The 16,463-nt window shown below is 34.4% G+C and carries 18 protein-coding genes; 13 read left to right on the forward strand and 5 right to left on the reverse strand.

What is annotated here, in order from left to right; genetic code table 11:
• From modB to DYE31_RS03510, 4 genes are all read left to right on the forward strand, one after another.
• Window positions 1–672 (forward strand): molybdate ABC transporter permease subunit, encoded by a 672-nt coding sequence (gene modB, locus DYE31_RS03495; RefSeq protein ID WP_015901008.1) that lies wholly within the window; start codon window positions 1–3, stop codon window positions 670–672.
• Window positions 673–1,281 (forward strand): ATP-binding cassette domain-containing protein, encoded by a 609-nt coding sequence (locus DYE31_RS03500; RefSeq protein ID WP_015901007.1) that lies wholly within the window; start codon window positions 673–675, stop codon window positions 1,279–1,281.
• A 151-nt stretch (window positions 1,282–1,432) separates the two neighbouring features.
• Complete coding sequence (locus DYE31_RS03505; protein ID WP_015901006.1) at window positions 1,433–2,434, forward strand: ThiF family adenylyltransferase; 1,002 nt, start codon at window positions 1,433–1,435, stop codon at window positions 2,432–2,434.
• Window positions 2,435–2,465: 31 nt separating this feature from the next.
• Window positions 2,466–2,978 (forward strand): MogA/MoaB family molybdenum cofactor biosynthesis protein, encoded by a 513-nt coding sequence (locus DYE31_RS03510; protein ID WP_015901005.1) that lies wholly within the window; start codon window positions 2,466–2,468, stop codon window positions 2,976–2,978.
• A gap of 183 nt (window positions 2,979–3,161) precedes the next feature.
• On the opposite strand, the gene moaC is transcribed toward DYE31_RS03510, so the two are convergent.
• Window positions 3,162–3,647 carry a cyclic pyranopterin monophosphate synthase MoaC gene (gene moaC / locus DYE31_RS03515; RefSeq protein ID WP_015901004.1) on the reverse strand — a complete coding sequence of 162 codons (486 nt, stop codon included), beginning with the start codon at window positions 3,645–3,647 and terminating at the stop codon, window positions 3,162–3,164.
• 64 nt (window positions 3,648–3,711) lie between these two features.
• Between moaC and DYE31_RS03520 the strand changes: the two genes are divergently transcribed.
• Genes DYE31_RS03520 through moaA form a run of 6 tightly spaced genes read left to right on the forward strand, consistent with a single transcriptional unit; the run spans window position 3,712 to window position 7,811 of the window.
• Complete coding sequence (locus DYE31_RS03520; RefSeq protein ID WP_053464334.1) at window positions 3,712–4,971, forward strand: molybdopterin molybdotransferase MoeA; 1,260 nt, start codon at window positions 3,712–3,714, stop codon at window positions 4,969–4,971.
• Window positions 4,968–5,450, forward strand: coding sequence for a molybdopterin-guanine dinucleotide biosynthesis protein B (gene mobB, locus DYE31_RS03525; RefSeq protein WP_015901002.1), 483 nt, complete (start codon window positions 4,968–4,970; stop codon window positions 5,448–5,450). Before DYE31_RS03520 ends, mobB begins: the two co-directional genes overlap by 4 nt.
• Entirely contained in the window at window positions 5,447–5,899 is a 453-nt protein-coding gene (locus DYE31_RS03530; protein ID WP_053464333.1) for a molybdenum cofactor biosynthesis protein MoaE, read from the forward strand. The genes mobB and DYE31_RS03530 overlap by 4 nt, the downstream gene beginning before the upstream one ends.
• A complete protein-coding gene (gene moaD, locus DYE31_RS03535; RefSeq protein ID WP_015901000.1) occupies window positions 5,899–6,132 on the forward strand; it encodes a molybdopterin converting factor subunit 1 in 234 nt (77 codons plus the stop codon). The genes DYE31_RS03530 and moaD overlap by 1 nt, the downstream gene beginning before the upstream one ends.
• A gap of 4 nt (window positions 6,133–6,136) precedes the next feature.
• Complete coding sequence (gene mobA, locus DYE31_RS03540) at window positions 6,137–6,730, forward strand: molybdenum cofactor guanylyltransferase MobA (RefSeq protein WP_015900999.1); 594 nt, start codon at window positions 6,137–6,139, stop codon at window positions 6,728–6,730.
• Between the two features lie 58 nt (window positions 6,731–6,788).
• Complete coding sequence (gene moaA / locus DYE31_RS03545) at window positions 6,789–7,811, forward strand: GTP 3',8-cyclase MoaA (protein ID WP_015900998.1); 1,023 nt, start codon at window positions 6,789–6,791, stop codon at window positions 7,809–7,811.
• Window positions 7,812–7,913: 102 nt separating this feature from the next.
• On the opposite strand, the gene DYE31_RS03550 is transcribed toward moaA, so the two are convergent.
• From DYE31_RS03550 to DYE31_RS03560, 3 genes are all read right to left on the reverse strand, one after another.
• A complete protein-coding gene (locus tag DYE31_RS03550; RefSeq protein WP_041613012.1) occupies window positions 7,914–8,213 on the reverse strand; it encodes a transcriptional regulator, SarA/Rot family in 300 nt (99 codons plus the stop codon).
• A gap of 455 nt (window positions 8,214–8,668) precedes the next feature.
• Entirely contained in the window at window positions 8,669–9,814 is a 1,146-nt protein-coding gene (locus DYE31_RS03555) for an MFS transporter (protein ID WP_046100076.1), read from the reverse strand.
• Between the two features lie 64 nt (window positions 9,815–9,878).
• Window positions 9,879–10,295, reverse strand: coding sequence for a MarR family winged helix-turn-helix transcriptional regulator (locus DYE31_RS03560; protein WP_015900995.1), 417 nt, complete (start codon window positions 10,293–10,295; stop codon window positions 9,879–9,881).
• 267 nt (window positions 10,296–10,562) lie between these two features.
• Here DYE31_RS03560 and DYE31_RS03565 point away from each other — a divergent pair, with 267 nt between their 5' ends.
• Window positions 10,563–11,318 carry a VOC family protein gene (locus DYE31_RS03565; RefSeq protein WP_015900994.1) on the forward strand — a complete coding sequence of 252 codons (756 nt, stop codon included), beginning with the start codon at window positions 10,563–10,565 and terminating at the stop codon, window positions 11,316–11,318.
• Here the strand turns inward: DYE31_RS03565 and DYE31_RS03570 are convergent.
• The gene (locus DYE31_RS03570; RefSeq protein WP_041613011.1) at window positions 11,315–11,566 is read right to left on the reverse strand and encodes a hypothetical protein; all 252 of its coding nucleotides are present in this window, start codon (window positions 11,564–11,566) and stop codon (window positions 11,315–11,317) included. The two genes, DYE31_RS03565 and DYE31_RS03570, sit on opposite strands and share 4 nt — an antisense overlap.
• Window positions 11,567–11,687: 121 nt before the next feature.
• Between DYE31_RS03570 and DYE31_RS03575 the strand changes: the two genes are divergently transcribed.
• Both DYE31_RS03575 and DYE31_RS03580 read left to right on the forward strand, forming a co-directional pair.
• Complete coding sequence (locus DYE31_RS03575) at window positions 11,688–12,938, forward strand: lipid II:glycine glycyltransferase FemX (protein WP_015900992.1); 1,251 nt, start codon at window positions 11,688–11,690, stop codon at window positions 12,936–12,938.
• A 155-nt stretch (window positions 12,939–13,093) separates the two neighbouring features.
• Window positions 13,094–16,252, forward strand: a complete 3,159-nt coding sequence (locus tag DYE31_RS03580; protein ID WP_015900991.1) for an efflux RND transporter permease subunit — start codon at window positions 13,094–13,096, stop codon at window positions 16,250–16,252.
• Window positions 16,253–16,463 lie beyond the last annotated feature (211 nt).

The following is a 16,463-nucleotide window of genomic DNA, read 5'->3' on the forward strand; positions in this document are numbered from 1 at the left end:
ATGCCTGATTTAACGCCATTTTGGATATCCATAAAAGTGGCTGTAATCAGCACGATTATCGTTTCGATACTGGGCATTATTATCTCCAGACTTTTATATCGTTATCGAGGTCGCATAGTAACTCTTCTAGAAAGTATCATTATACTGCCGATTGTTCTGCCTCCGACAGTAATGGGGTTCTTACTCTTAATCGTATTTTCTCCAAAAAGTCCGGTAGGCGCATTCTTCACAAATGTTCTGCATTTGCCGGTAGTATTTACATTGACGGGCGCTGTTATAGCGTCCGTTGTTGTAAGTTTTCCTTTAATGTATCAACATACGATACAAGGATTTCGCGGTATCAATAATAAAATGTTGAATACTGCGCGAACTATGGGAGCAAGTGAGAATAAAATATTCTTTCGTTTGATTTTACCTTTATCTAAACGTTCTATTTTATCAGGAATAATGATGGCATTTGCAAGAGCAATTGGGGAATTCGGTGCAACGCTTATGGTTGCAGGTTACATTCCGAATAAAACCAACACCTTGCCATTGGAAATTTATTTCTTAGTAGAACAAGGAAAAGAAAATGAAGCATGGTTATGGGTGCTGGTACTTGTCGCCTTTGCAATCACAGTTATCGGTACAATTAATATGATTAACCGTGATAAATATTTGGAGGTGGATTAAATGCTTACCATCCAAATAGAATATCAACTGCGTGATCATTTTATCCAACTTGATATTAATGATGACCAACCAAAGATTTATGCAATCAGGGGACCGTCTGGTATCGGTAAAACCACTGTGCTGAATATGATTGCAGGATTACGTAAAGCAGACCGAGCATATATTAAGATAGATGATCATTTATTAACAGATACTGAACATGATGTTAATGTTAAAATTCAAGAACGTGGTATTGGTTATCTGTTCCAAGATTATCAACTCTTTCCGAATATGACAGTCATGCAGAATATTACGTTTATGGCCAAACCTTCAGAGCATATAGATGAACTGATGCGTCAACTGAATATTGTGCATTTAACTAAACAATATCCTGCACGTTTATCAGGGGGAGAATCACAACGTGTAGCGCTTGCGAGAGCGTTAAGCACACGACCTGATATCCTGCTTTTAGACGAACCTTTTTCAAGTCTAGATGATGCTACGAAAGAAGAAAGTATGCATTTAGTTAAGAGAATGTTTGATGATTGGCAGATTCCAATTATTTTTGTTACACATTCAAACTATGAAGCTGAGCAGCTTGCAGATGAGATTATTACAATAGGTTCATAGCTTATTTTGAAACATAACCCGACATCGTGCTGAAAGAATTCAGTGCATGTCGGGTTTGTTGTATCTTTTAAAAAGTTTAGTTTGGAAAATTGTGTCGTGCTCAGAATCATCATATAATAAAAGTAATGTACTTTAGAAAGGATAAAAAAATATGAATGAACGCTATTCACGACAAATATTATTTAAAAATATTGGAGTGGAAGGTCAAGAAAAAATATCACAAAAACATGTTTTGATTATCGGGATGGGAGCTTTAGGTACACATCTTGCTGATGGCTTAGTACGTGCTGGGGTACGTAAATTGACTATCGTGGATCGTGATTATATTGAATTCAGCAATCTGCAGCGTCAAACAATGTATACAGAAAATGATGCTAAAGAAGCATTGCCTAAAGTAATAGCTGCAAAAGAAAGATTGACAGAAATTCGTAGTGATATTGAAATAGATGCATATATCGATCAAGTTAACCCGCCATTTTTAGAAGAACATGCACAACATGTGGATTTAATATTAGATGCAACAGATAATTTTGATACGCGTTTATTGGTAAATGATTTTGCCTATAAATATAATATACCTTGGATATATGGGGGCGTTGTACAAAGCACGTACATTGAAGCAGCCTTTATTCCAGGACAAACACCTTGTTTTAATTGTGTGATGCCGCAATTGCCAGTCATTAATATGACTTGTGATACTGTAGGTGTAATTCAACCAGCTGTCACAATGACAACGAGTTTACAGTTAAGAGACGCGTTGAAAATACTGACGGACACACCCTTTACACCTAAATTAACTTATGGTGACATATGGGAAGGTACACATTATACATTTGGTTTCAGCCGAATGTTTGATTCTACTTGTACAACTTGCGGACCGAACCCTACGTATCCTCATTTACATCAAACTGATCAGCAATATGCGACACTTTGCGGGAGAGACACCGTACAATACAGTAATGAAAATATTACCCAGGAAATGTTGAAACAATATTTAGATGCGCATCATATCCATTATCATGCAAATCCATATATGCTTCGTTTTGAATTTAATGGGCATCGTATTGTGAGTTTCTCAGGTGGAAGAATGTTAATTCATGGTATGACTAAGCCGACTGAGGCTATTAAATTAATGAATCAACTGTTAGGCTAGAAGTAGATTATAAATAACGGAGGTCAATCGAATGACAAAAAATGAACATGTAAACGTTAAGCTAGATAGAGATATTCAATGTGCGGTGTTGACAGTATCAGATACGAGAACACCGGAAACAGATAAAGGCGGCAACTTAGCAAAAGAATTATTATCTGAAATTAATGTAGAAATCAAACCAGAACATTATGCGATTGTTAAAGATGATAAACAAGCGATTACAGAGCAATTACAACAATGGTTGGCTGAAGATGTAGATGTCATTATCACAACTGGTGGCACAGGAATTGCACAACGCGATGTTACAATAGAAGCTGTAACACCATTGCTTTCAAAAGAAATTGAAGGTTTCGGAGAATTGTTCAGATATTTAAGTTATGCTGAAGATGTTGGTACACGTGCTTTACTTTCACGTGCAGTAGCAGGCACAGTTGGAGAACAACTTATTTTCTCAGTACCAGGTTCAACGGGTGCAGTGAAGCTTGCAATGAATAAACTAATTAAACCAGAATTAAATCATTTAATTCATGAACTGACAAAATAAATCATCCTTATAGACGATTATCATATGATGATTGAGGTTTATAATTAATATATGATACGAAAAAACGGAATCATTGAGCAGACATTTTATGTTAAATAAAAAATGTTGTTGCTCAACAATTCCGTATTTTGTTCTGTTTAAATTAAATAACTCAGAACGGGTATATAATTTAAATAAAGAATATTATTTAGATTCTCGGCGATAGTCGCCAGATTTACCACCAGATTTAGTTAGAAGATACGTTTCTCCGATGACCATTCCTTTATCTAAAGCTTTGGTCATATCATAAACCGTTAATGCAGTAGCAGAAGCTGCAGTTAAGGCTTCCATCTCTACTCCGGTTTTACCAGACGTTGAAACAGTAGCTTCAATGTTTAGAGTATAAGATGATGTTGTATCCCATTCGAAAGCAATATCAATACCAGTAAGTGAGAGCGGATGGCACATTGGAATAATTGTGGATGTGTTTTTGGCAGCCATAATTCCAGCAATCTGTGCAGTGTTCAGCACATTACCTTTCTTATTTGTATGATCGACAATTTGCTGATAAATATCTTGATTGACGGTAATACTTGAATGAGCGGTAGCAGTACGTTTCGTGATTTCTTTTTCAGAAACATCTATCATCTTCGCATTACCTTGTTCGTTGATATGAGTAAATTCAGACATGCTATTCCTCCTCGCTTAAATTATTATAGCACGAAATAAATTGAATGTTAGGAGCAGATAAATTATGCCAGTTGAAAAAAGAAATCCAATTCCTGTTAGAGAAGCTATCAAACGTGTTGTAGAACAAGATATTGAAACTGAAGTACAAAATGTACCATTAAATAAAAGTTTAGGGTACGTACTTGCAGAAGATATTGTAGCAACATATGAAATTCCTAGATTTAATAAATCACCTTATGATGGTTTTGCTTTGAGAAGTGAAGATACAGTAGGTGCAAGCGGTGATAACCGTATTGAATTCGAAGTGATTGATCACATCGGTGCAGGTTCAGTTTCAGATAAAACTGTAGGTCCTAATCAAGCTGTTCGAATCATGACAGGTGCAGAAGTTCCAGCAGGTGCAGATGCTGTGGTTATGCTAGAACAAACAAAAGAAGGCGACCATACATTTACGATTCGTAAAACATTCTCTCACAATGAAAATGTTTCATTAAAAGGCGAAGAAACAGAAGTGGGCGATGTTGTATTGAAAAAAGGACAACGTATTAATGCCGGCGGTATTGCAGTGCTTGCAACATTCGGCTACACAGAAGTTCCAGTTCGTAAATTACCATCTGCTGCAATTATCGCAACAGGCAGTGAATTATTAGATGTCGGTGATGAATTAGAACCAGGTAAAATTCGTAATTCTAACGGACCTATGATTGAAGGGTTATTAAATCAATTTGGTTTAGATGGAGAAGTTTATAAAATTCAAGAAGATGACTTAGAAAGTAGTATTGCCGTTGTAAAACAAGCGATGGAAACACATGACATGGTCATTACTACAGGCGGCGTTTCAGTAGGTGATTTTGATTATCTGCCTGAAATCTATAAAGCTTTAGATGCTGAAGTATTATTTAATAAAGTACAGATGAGACCAGGCAGTGTTACAACTGTAGCGGTTGCACATGGTAAATATTTATTCGGTTTATCCGGAAATCCATCAGCTTGTTATACAGGTTTCCAATTATTTGTTAAAACAGGCGTATTGAATATGATGGGTGCTAATGAAAAATTCCCTCAAGTTGTGAAAGCAACTTTAATGGAAGATTTCAAAAAAGCCAATCCATTCACACGTTTTATTAGATCAAAAGCTACTTTAAATGGAATGGAAGCAACAGTTGTACCTTCAGGATTTAATAAATCAGGTGCCGTTGTAGCAATTGCACATAGTAATGCAATGGTGATGCTGCCAAGTGGTACAAGAGGATTCCATGCTGGTAATACAGTAGATGTTATCTTAACAGAAACAGATGTATTTGAAGAGGAACTTTTACTATGATTTTGCAAATCGTGGGATATAAAGATTCAGGCAAAACTACATTGTTAGCTGAAACGGTTAAGTTTTTAAAAAATAAAGGTTATCGTGTAGTCACAATCAAACATCATGGTCATGGTGCAGAGGATATTACATTGCAGGAGAACACTGTTGACCATATGAAACATTTTGAAGCGGGAGCAGATCAAAGTATCGTACAAGGACACGAACTCAGAGAAACGATAACCCGCACGTCTGAAGCGTCTTTATCCCAAATTATTGATTCAGCTGTTACAATTGAATATGACATCATTTTAGCTGAAGGGTTTAAAAATGCCGACTATGATAAAGTTGTCATTTATAAAAATCCTGAAGAATTATCTTCTTTATCAGCGCTCAGTCATGTACAATATAAGTTGCCGTTTCAAAAATTAAGTGATTTAGAGCCTTTTAAAAATTGGCTTGAATCGTGGATTGATATAAAAAAGGATGAGTCAGAATGAAACAGTTTGAGATTGTAACAGAACCGATACAAACAGAACAGTATCGAGACTTTACACTTAATCCGCACCAAGGAGCAGTGGTTGTATTTACAGGACATGTCCGAGAATGGACTAAAGGGATACGCACTGAACATTTAGAATATGAAGCTTATATTCCAATGGCTGAGAAGAAACTCGCACAAATCGGTGATGAAATTAATGAACAGTGGCCAGGTACAATTGTAAGTATTGTACATCGAATCGGGCCATTAAAAATTTCAGATATAGCTGTGTTGATTGCGGTATCTTCTCCGCATAGAAAAGATGCATACGCTGCTAATGAGTATGCAATAGATCGTATTAAAGAAGTTGTTCCCATTTGGAAAAAAGAAATTTGGGAAGATGGAGCTGAGTGGATTGGCCATCAACGCGGCTACCACGATGATGCAGTTGAAAGGGGGCAAAATTAATGAAAGTCCTTTATTTTGCTGAAATCAAAGAGATTTTGCAAAAAGATACTGATCAATTTCAGATTGATGATGAAATGACTGTGGAAGCATTTAAACAATATTTATTTGAAAAATATCCAGAGATAGATGGAAAGAAATTTCAAATTGCTTTAAACGAAGAATTTGTACAACCTCACGAAAAAATCAACCAATCAGATGTTGTTGCTTTGATTCCACCAGTAAGTGGAGGTTAATGAAGTGAAAGCCATTATATTAGCAGGAGGGCAATCAGAACGTTTTGGGGCGCCTAAAGCATTTGCAGAAATAGATGGGAAAATGTTCTATGAACAAATAATTACTGTATTAGATAGCATGAATATGTTCAATGAAATTATTATAAGTTCAAACGAAACACTTGCATCTGAATTTAAAGGTGCACGTGTTATTGTGGACGATTCAGAACACAAAAATAAAGGACCTTTATCTGGGATTTATTCTGTTATGAAACAAGATTTTGAATCAGAATTATTTTTTGTGATTTCTGTGGATACGCCGCTTATTACCGCTAAAGCAATCAGCCAATTGTATCAATTCATGGTAGAACATGTGATTGAAGATCAATTAGACATTGCTGGTTTTAAAGAAGGTAACCATCCTATTCCGACAATTGCCTTTTACAGCCCTAATTGTTTGCCGATTATTGCACGTGCTTTAGAGTCAGATGACTATAGTATGCGTCATGTTTATCAACAAACCGCATCTGATTGGATAGATGTAAGTAGTGTAGACGATGATACAGAATGGTATAAGAATATTAATTATCCCCAAGATTTAGAGAGCATAAAGAAATAATAATCAACGTTTAACGAGATGTGTTAAGCGATTAATATAGATAGAAGGGGGTCAAAAGATGGTAAAACAGATAACGGATAAACTTGGACGTCCAATTCGTGATTTAAGATTATCTGTGACAGACCGTTGCAATTTCCGATGTGATTATTGCATGCCGAAAGAAATATTCGGTGACGATTTTGTCTTTTTACCCAAAGATGAATTACTGAGTTTCAGCGAAATGGAACGAATTGCTCGCGTATATACACACTTAGGTGTGAAAAAAATCCGTATTACAGGCGGAGAACCATTAATGCGCAGAGATTTATATAAATTAATTGCAGCCTTGAATGAGATTGAAGGTGTAGAAGATATTGGTTTAACAACCAATGGTTTATTACTGAAAAAACATGGACAGAAATTATATGATGCAGGTTTAAGACGTATTAATGTCAGTCTAGATGCTATTGATAATGAACTGTTCCAATCTATTAACAACCGTAATATCAAAGCAGATACAATTTTAGAACAAATTGATTATGCTGTTTCTATTGGTTTTAAAGTGAAAATCAATGTTGTTGTTCAAAAAGGTGTGAACGATGACCAAATTATTCCTATGGTTCAATATTTCAAGGATAAGAATATTCAAGTCAGATTTATTGAATTCATGGATGTTGGTAATGATAACGGTTGGGATTTTAGTAAAGTTGTATCGAAAGATGAAATGCTTTCAATGATTCAAGAAGAATTTGATATTGAAGCGGTAGAACCTAAATATTATGGGGAAGTTGCGAAATATTACCGCCATAAAGATAATGGCGCACAATTTGGATTGATTACAAGTGTGTCACAATCATTCTGCTCTACTTGTACAAGAGCGAGACTATCATCTGACGGTAAGTTTTATGGCTGCTTGTTCAGTACCGTTGATGGTTTTAATGTTAAAGAATTTATGCGTTCAGGTGTTTCAGATGATGAACTTCAAGCGAAGTTCGAAGAATTATGGAATATTCGAGATGATCGTTATTCAGATGAACGTACAGAACAAACTGTCGCAATTCGAAAACGTAAAAAAATTAATATGAACTATATTGGCGGTTAAAGATACGAAGACCCGAATCTCTTTTCTAAATAGGAATGAGATTCGGGTCTTTTTTATGCCGCTGTATTAAAATCAATTTCTTTAACAATTGATGACATTAAGTCATGCTGTTCCTTCATCTAGTAAATAAAAGACTTGTCGTTCATCAGTTTCTGAACGTTGTTTGGCTATCAATCCTTTTTTATAAAGCTTACGGATAAGAACATCTATCTTACTTGTATTCCATTTCATTTCATAATGTAAAGTATCTCTTAATTCTTTACCGCTCATTTTTTCAACGGAATGAATTTTATATAATATGATAAATTCTTCCATGTTCATTTGATGGGTTGCTTTTAACCAATGTTTGATTTGACTGAGTTGGCATTCTGTAGTAATTAATTGATTTATGGCTTCTGACATTGCTACTCCTCCTAGTGTTGTTCTTTGTTGATAAGTGAGCATTCTTTGTATTGTTTACTATTAAATTATATAACGTATGTCATATTAAATCTATTGTTTTTCATTTACTATAAAGTACAAAATAAGGTTAAAAAAAACGCTTCTAATTTGCATATCTTGGTTTTTAATAATAATTTTTTTGTTTGGTAATGTTAAAGTAAATATAAACTTTAATGTTTGGTGATATTAAAGCCTACTAAACAGGACATAATTTAAAAGAAGTACATTACATATTTTCATGACAAATGTCATATTCAATACATGACAGTCGTGACTTATCTTTTACTTTTTTGTATTTTTTTAGAATAAAAATACAAAGTAAAAGGAGGTGATGAACATAATTTCAAGGTTGGATAGTATAGAAAAAGTGTCTGAAACGCTTGAGCGTTTCAGACACTTTTTTATAATCATAAATATTAACCAGCTAAACTTTTAACTTTTCGTCCATGTAACAGGAAGTATACGATAGCAGTAATAACTGTTAGGATTGCCATCGCACCATATAATTGACCATAAGTAATTGATGAAGTGAATGCACCTAATAAAGATGGTCCGAAACCAATACCAATATCAATACCAATGAAGTAAGTTGAAGTCGCAAGACCATATTTCTCTGGAGTTGTGACTTTGATCGCAATTGCTTGCATTAATGAAGATAAGTTACCATAACCAATTCCTAACGCGGCACCTGCTAGTAGTAGTAACCAACCAGAATGTGCGAAATATAACATCACAAAGGTAGCAAATAAGAAAACATATGCAGGGTAAACTACTACGTTCTCATTTTTATTATCCATTAAACGTCCAGTAACAGGGCGAGTGACAAGTGAAGTAATTGCATAGAAAATAAAGAAATAACTTGAAACAGTTACTAAATCACGTTCTTCTGCAAAGAATTTCAAGAATGTCAAAATGGATGAATAAGTTAAACCAGTAATTAAAATAACAATAGCAATTGGTACTGCGTCTAAAGCGATAAATTGGTTGAGACTGAAGCCTTTTTTACCTTCAGTTATAGCAATTGGAGTTGTTTTGAATTCAATGTTGATGAAAAATGAAAGAATCAATGAAACAACACCAAAAACAAGACAAAGTCCGAATAAGATATCAATAGAATAATGACTTGATAACAATAAGCCGAAGAAAGGTCCAATAGCAGTTCCGAGTACTAAACTAAGTGAGAACATGCTGATACCTTCACTTTTACGTTCTGGCGGTGTGATATAAGCGGCAATTGTTCCGGTTGCTGTTGTAGCAACTGCAGTAGCTATACCGTTAATTAAACGCGTAAACATTAAAAAACCGAGTGATCCTTCAATAAAGTAAAGTAGTTGCGTAATAATTAAAAATATAATGCCGATTAATAAGGTTTTCTTCGGACCAATCGCATTCACATATTTTCCTGTGATAAAACGACCGATTAAAGAACCTACAATGAATAAACCTGTTACCAAGCCTGCTAAACTGTCTGAGGCATGGAATTCTGTTTTACTGTAGCCAGCAATGACCACGATTAATAAGTACATACAAAGATATACAAAGAAATTGACTAAGAAATTCATATTAAAACTCTTAGTCCAAATGGGTGCGCGATGTGTTTCTGTCTGTTCCACGCAATATGCCTCCTTATAAAATATTTTTTAACTTCTCAAAAGTTTGAACCGCAGCATTTATTTCTTTTTCGTTAAGTGCTGCTTGGTCAATAACACTTTCTTGAAAGGCTGTGATATCATCCATAGCTTCTTGATAGACACGGAAACCTTTATCAGACAGAGAAATTAATTTTTCTCTTTTATCTTCACCTTGTGTAATAATAAGTAATTCTTGCTCAATTAAGACTTTTAAAAGTTTACGTGCAGAAGGCTTTTCAATAGAACGTCGTTTTGAAATCTGAACAAGTGTTGTTTGTTCATGCAAATAAATATCTTTTAAAACTAGGAACTGGGCAGTGTGTAGATCATACTTATCTAAAATAGGTTGAATACGTTTGATATAAGGTCGATAAAGTTCCGTAAAGCTATTAAACAATTGATTAACATCCAAAGGTAATCACTCCTTTAACAAGATAGCAAGGGGTTGGGACAAAAGTGTTTCAACCCCTTATAGAAAACGAAGTAAACAAGATTTGCAGGGAATTGTTTTTTACTTCTTCTATACAAATGGTTAGCTTTGCTAACTAATTTACTTTATCTATTGTAGAGTGATTCAGAACATAAATCAAGAGGGTTAGAAAAAATAACTTAAAAACCATTGCAAAAGCAATCTGAAATATAATTTGATAAGATGGAGAAAACTAGAGGGGTGACAGAAATGCAGAATTTAAAATTTGATCACATCATTCATTACATTAAACATATAGATGAATTCCAGTACCCAGGAGAAGTACTTAAAGTTGTTCCTGGCGGTTTGCATAACCGCTACGCTACCCACAACAAACTCGCTTATACTGATTTAGCATATATTGAAATCATAGGTGTAAGTGATGAGGAAAAATTAAAAAAAGTGATTAAAACCAATGAAGGTCGAGTATCATTCGTCTCAAAAATTGTGCAAGATAATTTTAAACAAGGCTTTAAAGCATTTGCCTTACGAACGGATAATATTGAAAAACTAAAAACAGAGCTTGAAGAAAAAGGTATAGATACAGTAGGTCCTATTCAAATGGGTCGTGAAAATAAAAGAGGCGAACAAACTTCTTGGCAGCTGCTTTATTTAAATCAGCCTCATGCTGATTTGAAACCGCCATTCTTTATTCAATGGTCGAAATCAGAAGAAGAAAGAGAAGAAGCATTGAAAAGTAAGTTTCAACCTGAGTTTGAAATAAAAGCCATTGAAGTTCAAACAACTGATAAAGACCAAGTTGTGAATCAATGGCGCGATTGGTTTGATATGGAAGTAAAAGCATCTGATGAAGATGTTTCAATTTTATCATTACCAAATGAAGAAATTGAATTTAGAATCCGTAAAGCCCGTAAAAATGGGTATGATATTGTGATTCAAGATAAGGAAACAGATGCACCTTACAATATAACAACACGTGGTGCAGAATATCATTTTGTGCCTTAATAAATATAGTGATACACTTCACTAGCAATAACAGAAACATGTATAAGGGCTACTACAAATAAACCAATTGAAAGTAGTAAGTCAGTTCTGGTTTTGCGGAGCAGCATTAGATAAAATGAAATAATTGTAGAAAAGCCTACAAAAATAACACGTAAACTCAGATAAGAAACACCTGGCTGTACACTTAATGTGATACAGATTGCGATGATATTTAAAATAATCATGACGATTAAAAATATATTTCTCATTCTTCTCACCTCTAAATCATTTGTAGTTTTGTTTTGATTTCGTGAGATTACGAAATGAAAGTTACTTACTTTCATTGTATAATAAGAATTACTGTAAGGAAAATAAAGGAGAGCGGATAGTATGGAAAAGATGAATATCACTAACCAAGAACATGATGCATTTGTCAAATCCCATCCAAACGGTGATTTGCTCCAATTAACACAATGGGCAGAAACCAAAAAATTAACTGGATGGTATTCAAAAAGAGTAGCTGTAGGTGAAAATGGAGAAATTAAAGGAGTGGCTCAGCTTTTATTTAAAAAAGTTCCTAAATTACCATATACCCTATGCTATGTATCAAGAGGATTTGTAGCAGACTACAATGACAAACCAGTCTTGGAGGCACTCCTTAAATATACAAAACAAGTTGCACAACAAGAACGTGCGTATGCTATTAAAATTGATCCAGATGTTGAAGTGGACAAAGCAGGGGATACTTTAAGTAACTTAAGACAATTAGGATTTGTGCATAAAGGCTTTAAAGAAGGTCTCTCTAAAGATTATATTCAACCACGTATGACAATGATTACTCCGATTGATCAAACAGATGAAGAATTAATTAAAAGTTTTGAACGCCGTAACCGTTCTAAAGTACGTTTAGCATTAAAACGCGGCACTAAAGTAGAACGTGCTGGTCGAGAACAGTTGGATATCTTTGCGAATTTAATGCGTATTACTGGAGAACGTGATGGTTTCTTAACACGTGATATCAGTTATTTCCAAAATGTATATGATGCTTTACATCCTGATGGAGATGCTGAGCTATTTTTAGTAAAACTAGAACCAGAACCTGTGTTAAAAGAAATTACAGGTGAAAACAAAGAAGTAGAAGCTGAAATTGAAAAATTAAAACAGAAAAAGCAAGATAAGAAAACTTTAAACAAAATTAAAGATGCAGAAGCTAAAATTGCACGTAACCAAAAATTAATTGCACAAATGGAAGAATTACGCAGTAAGCATCCAGATGGTATTTATTTATCAGGCGCGCTCTTAATGTTCTGCGGTAAAAAAGCTTATTATCTTTACGGTGCATCATCTAATGACTATCGTGATTTCTTGCCTAACCATCATATGCAATTTGAAATGATGCGTTATGCAAGAGAAAAAGGTGCTACCACTTATGATTTCGGTGGAACTGATAATGATCCGGATAAAGATTCTGAACACTATGGATTATGGGCTTTCAAAAAAACTTGGGGCACATATCTCAGTGAAAAAGTCGGTGAATTTGATTATGTCTTAAATAAACCGCTTTATTATATCATCGAACAAGTCAAACCTCGTCTTACAAAAGCAAAAATAAAAGCTTCTCGTAAAATTAAAGGTAAATAATAATACTAAGAGGTTCTGAATGGTTAAACTGTCATCTATTTAATGATGGCAGTTATTTTTAATGTTTAATTTAATTTTCTATATGAAATTAGATACAACTTATTATTTTTCATGTAAAATTAAAGCTAAGTAGTATGAGTGTGGGAGGAAAATAAATGATTAACCGCTTGTTGAAATTTTCACTTGGCAATAAGTTCGCCATCTTTTTGATGGTCGTCTTAGTCATTTTAGGCGGCGTCTATTCTAGTATGAAGATGCGTCTTGAAATGCTGCCGGATGTAGAGGAACCAATGATTTCAGTTAATACAGTTATGCCTGGTGCAACACCAGAAACTGTCCAGGATGAGATCAGTGATAAAATTGATAATCAAGTTCGCAGGATGGCTCATGTACATACTGTGAAATCACAATCGCTTGAAAATGTTTCAATGGTCCAAGTCAGTTATGATGATGGAACTGATATGGATAAAGCAGAAGAAGATCTGAAAAAAGAGATAGATAAACTTAAACTAGATGAGAATGCACAAGAACCAGAACTTACGCGTAATAGTATGAATGCATTTCCAGTTGTGGCGTATTCATTTTCAACAAAGCATGACGATTTAAAGAAAGCAACGAAAGACATCGAAACACAACTTGTTCCTAAACTTGAAACAATTGATGGTGTACAAAATGTTCAGTTGAACGGGCAGACAGAACGCCAAGCAGTTATTAAATTCAGCCAACGAAAATTACAAGAACGCGGTATGAGTGCAAGTGGTGTAGAAGATTATATTAAAGGTGCTTCTGGTAAAACACCGCTTGGTTTATTCCAATTCGGCAAGAAAGAAAAATCTATTGTCATTGATGGAGAATTTACTTCTGTCGATGCATTGAAAAACTTTGAAATTCCTGTGGATGCAGCTAAAGGAGACGAAGGACAATCTGGAAGCGGAAGTGAAACACGTCAAAATGGTCCAAGTTCAAGCAGCATGAGTGCTATGAGTCAAAGTAATCAATCACAAGGTTCAAGCAGCGGTGAAATTGTTAAATTAAAAGATATCGCTGATGTGAATGTGGGAGATGAACGTGAATCAATTTCTAGAACGAATGGTAAAGATGCGATTGATGTTCAAATTATAAAAGCACAAGATGCGAACACTGTACAAGTTAAAAAAGATACTGATCAAAAAATTAGACAGTTTATTAAAGAAAACAAGGGTATGACGTATACAAAAATCATGGATACAGCAAAACCTATCCAAGATTCAATCTATACAATGTTAGAAAAAGCAATCTTAGGGACTATTGTAGCAATTATTATTATCCTATTATTCTTACGTAATATACGTACTACAGCAATTTCAGTGGTTTCAATTCCGATGTCATTATTGATTGCGATGATTGCATTGAAATTGTCAGATGTTTCTTTGAATATCTTAACGTTAGGTGCTTTAACTGTGGCAATCGGACGTGTCATCGATGATTCAATTGTAGTCATTGAAAATATTTACCGACGAATGTCAGATAAAAATGAGCCGTTAAAAGGTAATCAATTAGTAATTAGCGCCACAGCAGAAGTATTTAAACCAATCATGTCTTCTACTTTAGTGACAATTATCGTTTTCTTACCACTCGTATTTGTGGCAGGTTCAGTAGGGGAGATGTTTAGACCATTTGCGCTTGCTATTACTTTCAGTTTGCTTGCATCATTATTGGTCTCTATCACAATTGTACCTGCACTTTCTTCAACATTTTTCAAAAATGGTATTAATGAAAAAAGAAAGAGATCACTTGGTGCAGTGGGTCGAGGTTATAAAAAGGTATTGAAATGGTCGTTGAATCATAAATGGATTGTCTTGATTTTGACGACATTGATTCTAATCGGCAGTATTGCACTCGGTGCTGCAAAAATTGGAACAAGTTATATTTCTACAGGCGAAGATAAGTATATGGCATTAACGTATAATCCTAAACCTGGAGAAACAAAAGAATCTGTTCTAAAAAATGCCGAACAAGTTCAAAAATACTTAAACAGTAAAGATAAAGTGAAGAAAGTACAATATTCATTGGGCGGCGCTTCACCTATGGATCCAACCGGCAGTACTAATAGTATGGCGGTTATGATTGAATATGATAAAAACACACCAAACTTCGAAGAAGAGCCTGATAAAGTATTAAAACATATAGCAACCTTCAAACAAGAGGGTGAATGGAAAAACTTAGATATGGGTACAGGTGCAGGTAATAATTCACTCGAAGTTAAAGTATCTGGTCCATCTGCAGATGCGATTAAAGGTACTGTGAAGAAAATTCAAAGTGATATGAAAGATACAAAAGGACTTGTGAATGTAAAATCTGACTTGTCGGAAGTTTATCAACAATACAGTGTAGATGTTGATCAAAACAAAGCAACGGAAAAAGGATTATCAGCAGGACAACTCGCGATGGGTCTTAACCAAAACATTCCAGAAGATACAATCACAACAATTAACGAAAAAGGGCATAAAGTCGATGTTAAAGTAGAAAAAGAAAAACAAACGAATTGGACAAAAGAAAAATTAAACAACTTAGAAATTCCATCACCAACTGGAAAAGTTAAACTTAAAGATATTGCGACGTTGAAAGAAACTAAAACGCCAAGTAAGTTGATTAAAGAAGACGGTGATTATACAACTACAGTTACTGGTACAATTAGCGATAAGGATGTCGGTGGTATTTCACAAAAAGTGATGTCTAAAGTGAATAAAATCCATAAGCCTGATAATGTGAAAATTAATTCAGGCGGTGCAACAGATGATATTCAAAAAGCATTGACTCAATTGTCTATGGCAATGGGTGCTGCAGTAATTATCGTTTATCTTGTATTAGTATTAACATTCAAAGGTGGCCTTGCACCATTTACCATTTTATTCTCCTTACCATATACAGTAATTGGTGTCGTATTAGCATTAGTAATTACAGGAGAAACACTTTCAGTTCCTAGTATGATTGGATTACTGATGTTAATAGGTATTGTTGTGACCAATGCCATAGTATTAGTAGATAGGGTCATTAACAATGAACGAGAGGGTATGGAAATGAAAGAAGCGTTGATTGAAGCAGGCGGCACGAGAATAAGACCAATCTTGATGACAGCTCTAGCAACAATCGGGGCATTAATACCTCTATTATTCGGTCAAGATAGCTCAATCTTGATTTCTAAAGGATTGGCAGCAACTGTAATTGGTGGATTGATTTCATCAACATTATTAACTTTAATTGTTGTTCCAGTTATCTATGAAATCTTATTTACTTTAAAAAATAAACTCGCACATTTGTTTAATAGAAAATAAAATTAGTAAAGCGTATCCGCAATGTAAGAAATTGTAGGATGCGCTTTTTTTATTCAATACAAAATAAAGTTTAATTTCTGGGTTAATAAAAATACACTTACAGAGAAAAAGCACTAAAATATTACACATCTATTCTTAATATTTAGAAAATTATAAAAAATAACTTCACATAAGTAAAACTTAGTTCTATAATGTGATGTATTCTTTATAG

Source organism: Staphylococcus carnosus (genome assembly GCF_900458435.1).
Lineage (GTDB): Bacteria > Bacillota > Bacilli > Staphylococcales > Staphylococcaceae > Staphylococcus > Staphylococcus carnosus.

Excerpts from the sequence above, each read along its gene's own strand:
- modB (WP_015901008.1), top strand. The coding sequence starts at position 1 with ATGCCTGATTTAACGCCATTTTGGATATCCATAAAAGTGGCTGTAATC.
- DYE31_RS03500 (WP_015901007.1), top strand. The coding sequence starts at position 673 with ATGCTTACCATCCAAATAGAATATCAACTGCGTGATCATTTTATCCAA.
- DYE31_RS03505 (WP_015901006.1), top strand. The coding sequence starts at position 1,433 with ATGAATGAACGCTATTCACGACAAATATTATTTAAAAATATTGGAGTG.
- DYE31_RS03510 (WP_015901005.1), top strand. The coding sequence starts at position 2,466 with ATGACAAAAAATGAACATGTAAACGTTAAGCTAGATAGAGATATTCAA.
- moaC (WP_015901004.1), bottom strand. The coding sequence starts at position 3,647 with ATGTCTGAATTTACTCATATCAACGAACAAGGTAATGCGAAGATGATA.
- DYE31_RS03520 (WP_053464334.1), top strand. The coding sequence starts at position 3,712 with ATGCCAGTTGAAAAAAGAAATCCAATTCCTGTTAGAGAAGCTATCAAA.
- mobB (WP_015901002.1), top strand. The coding sequence starts at position 4,968 with ATGATTTTGCAAATCGTGGGATATAAAGATTCAGGCAAAACTACATTG.
- DYE31_RS03530 (WP_053464333.1), top strand. The coding sequence starts at position 5,447 with ATGAAACAGTTTGAGATTGTAACAGAACCGATACAAACAGAACAGTAT.
- moaD (WP_015901000.1), top strand. The coding sequence starts at position 5,899 with ATGAAAGTCCTTTATTTTGCTGAAATCAAAGAGATTTTGCAAAAAGAT.
- moaA (WP_015900998.1), top strand. The coding sequence starts at position 6,789 with ATGGTAAAACAGATAACGGATAAACTTGGACGTCCAATTCGTGATTTA.
- DYE31_RS03550 (WP_041613012.1), bottom strand. The coding sequence starts at position 8,213 with ATGTCAGAAGCCATAAATCAATTAATTACTACAGAATGCCAACTCAGT.
- DYE31_RS03555 (WP_046100076.1), bottom strand. The coding sequence starts at position 9,814 with ATGAATTTCTTAGTCAATTTCTTTGTATATCTTTGTATGTACTTATTA.
- DYE31_RS03565 (WP_015900994.1), top strand. The coding sequence starts at position 10,563 with ATGCAGAATTTAAAATTTGATCACATCATTCATTACATTAAACATATA.
- DYE31_RS03570 (WP_041613011.1), bottom strand. The coding sequence starts at position 11,566 with ATGAGAAATATATTTTTAATCGTCATGATTATTTTAAATATCATCGCA.
- DYE31_RS03575 (WP_015900992.1), top strand. The coding sequence starts at position 11,688 with ATGGAAAAGATGAATATCACTAACCAAGAACATGATGCATTTGTCAAA.
- DYE31_RS03580 (WP_015900991.1), top strand. The coding sequence starts at position 13,094 with ATGATTAACCGCTTGTTGAAATTTTCACTTGGCAATAAGTTCGCCATC.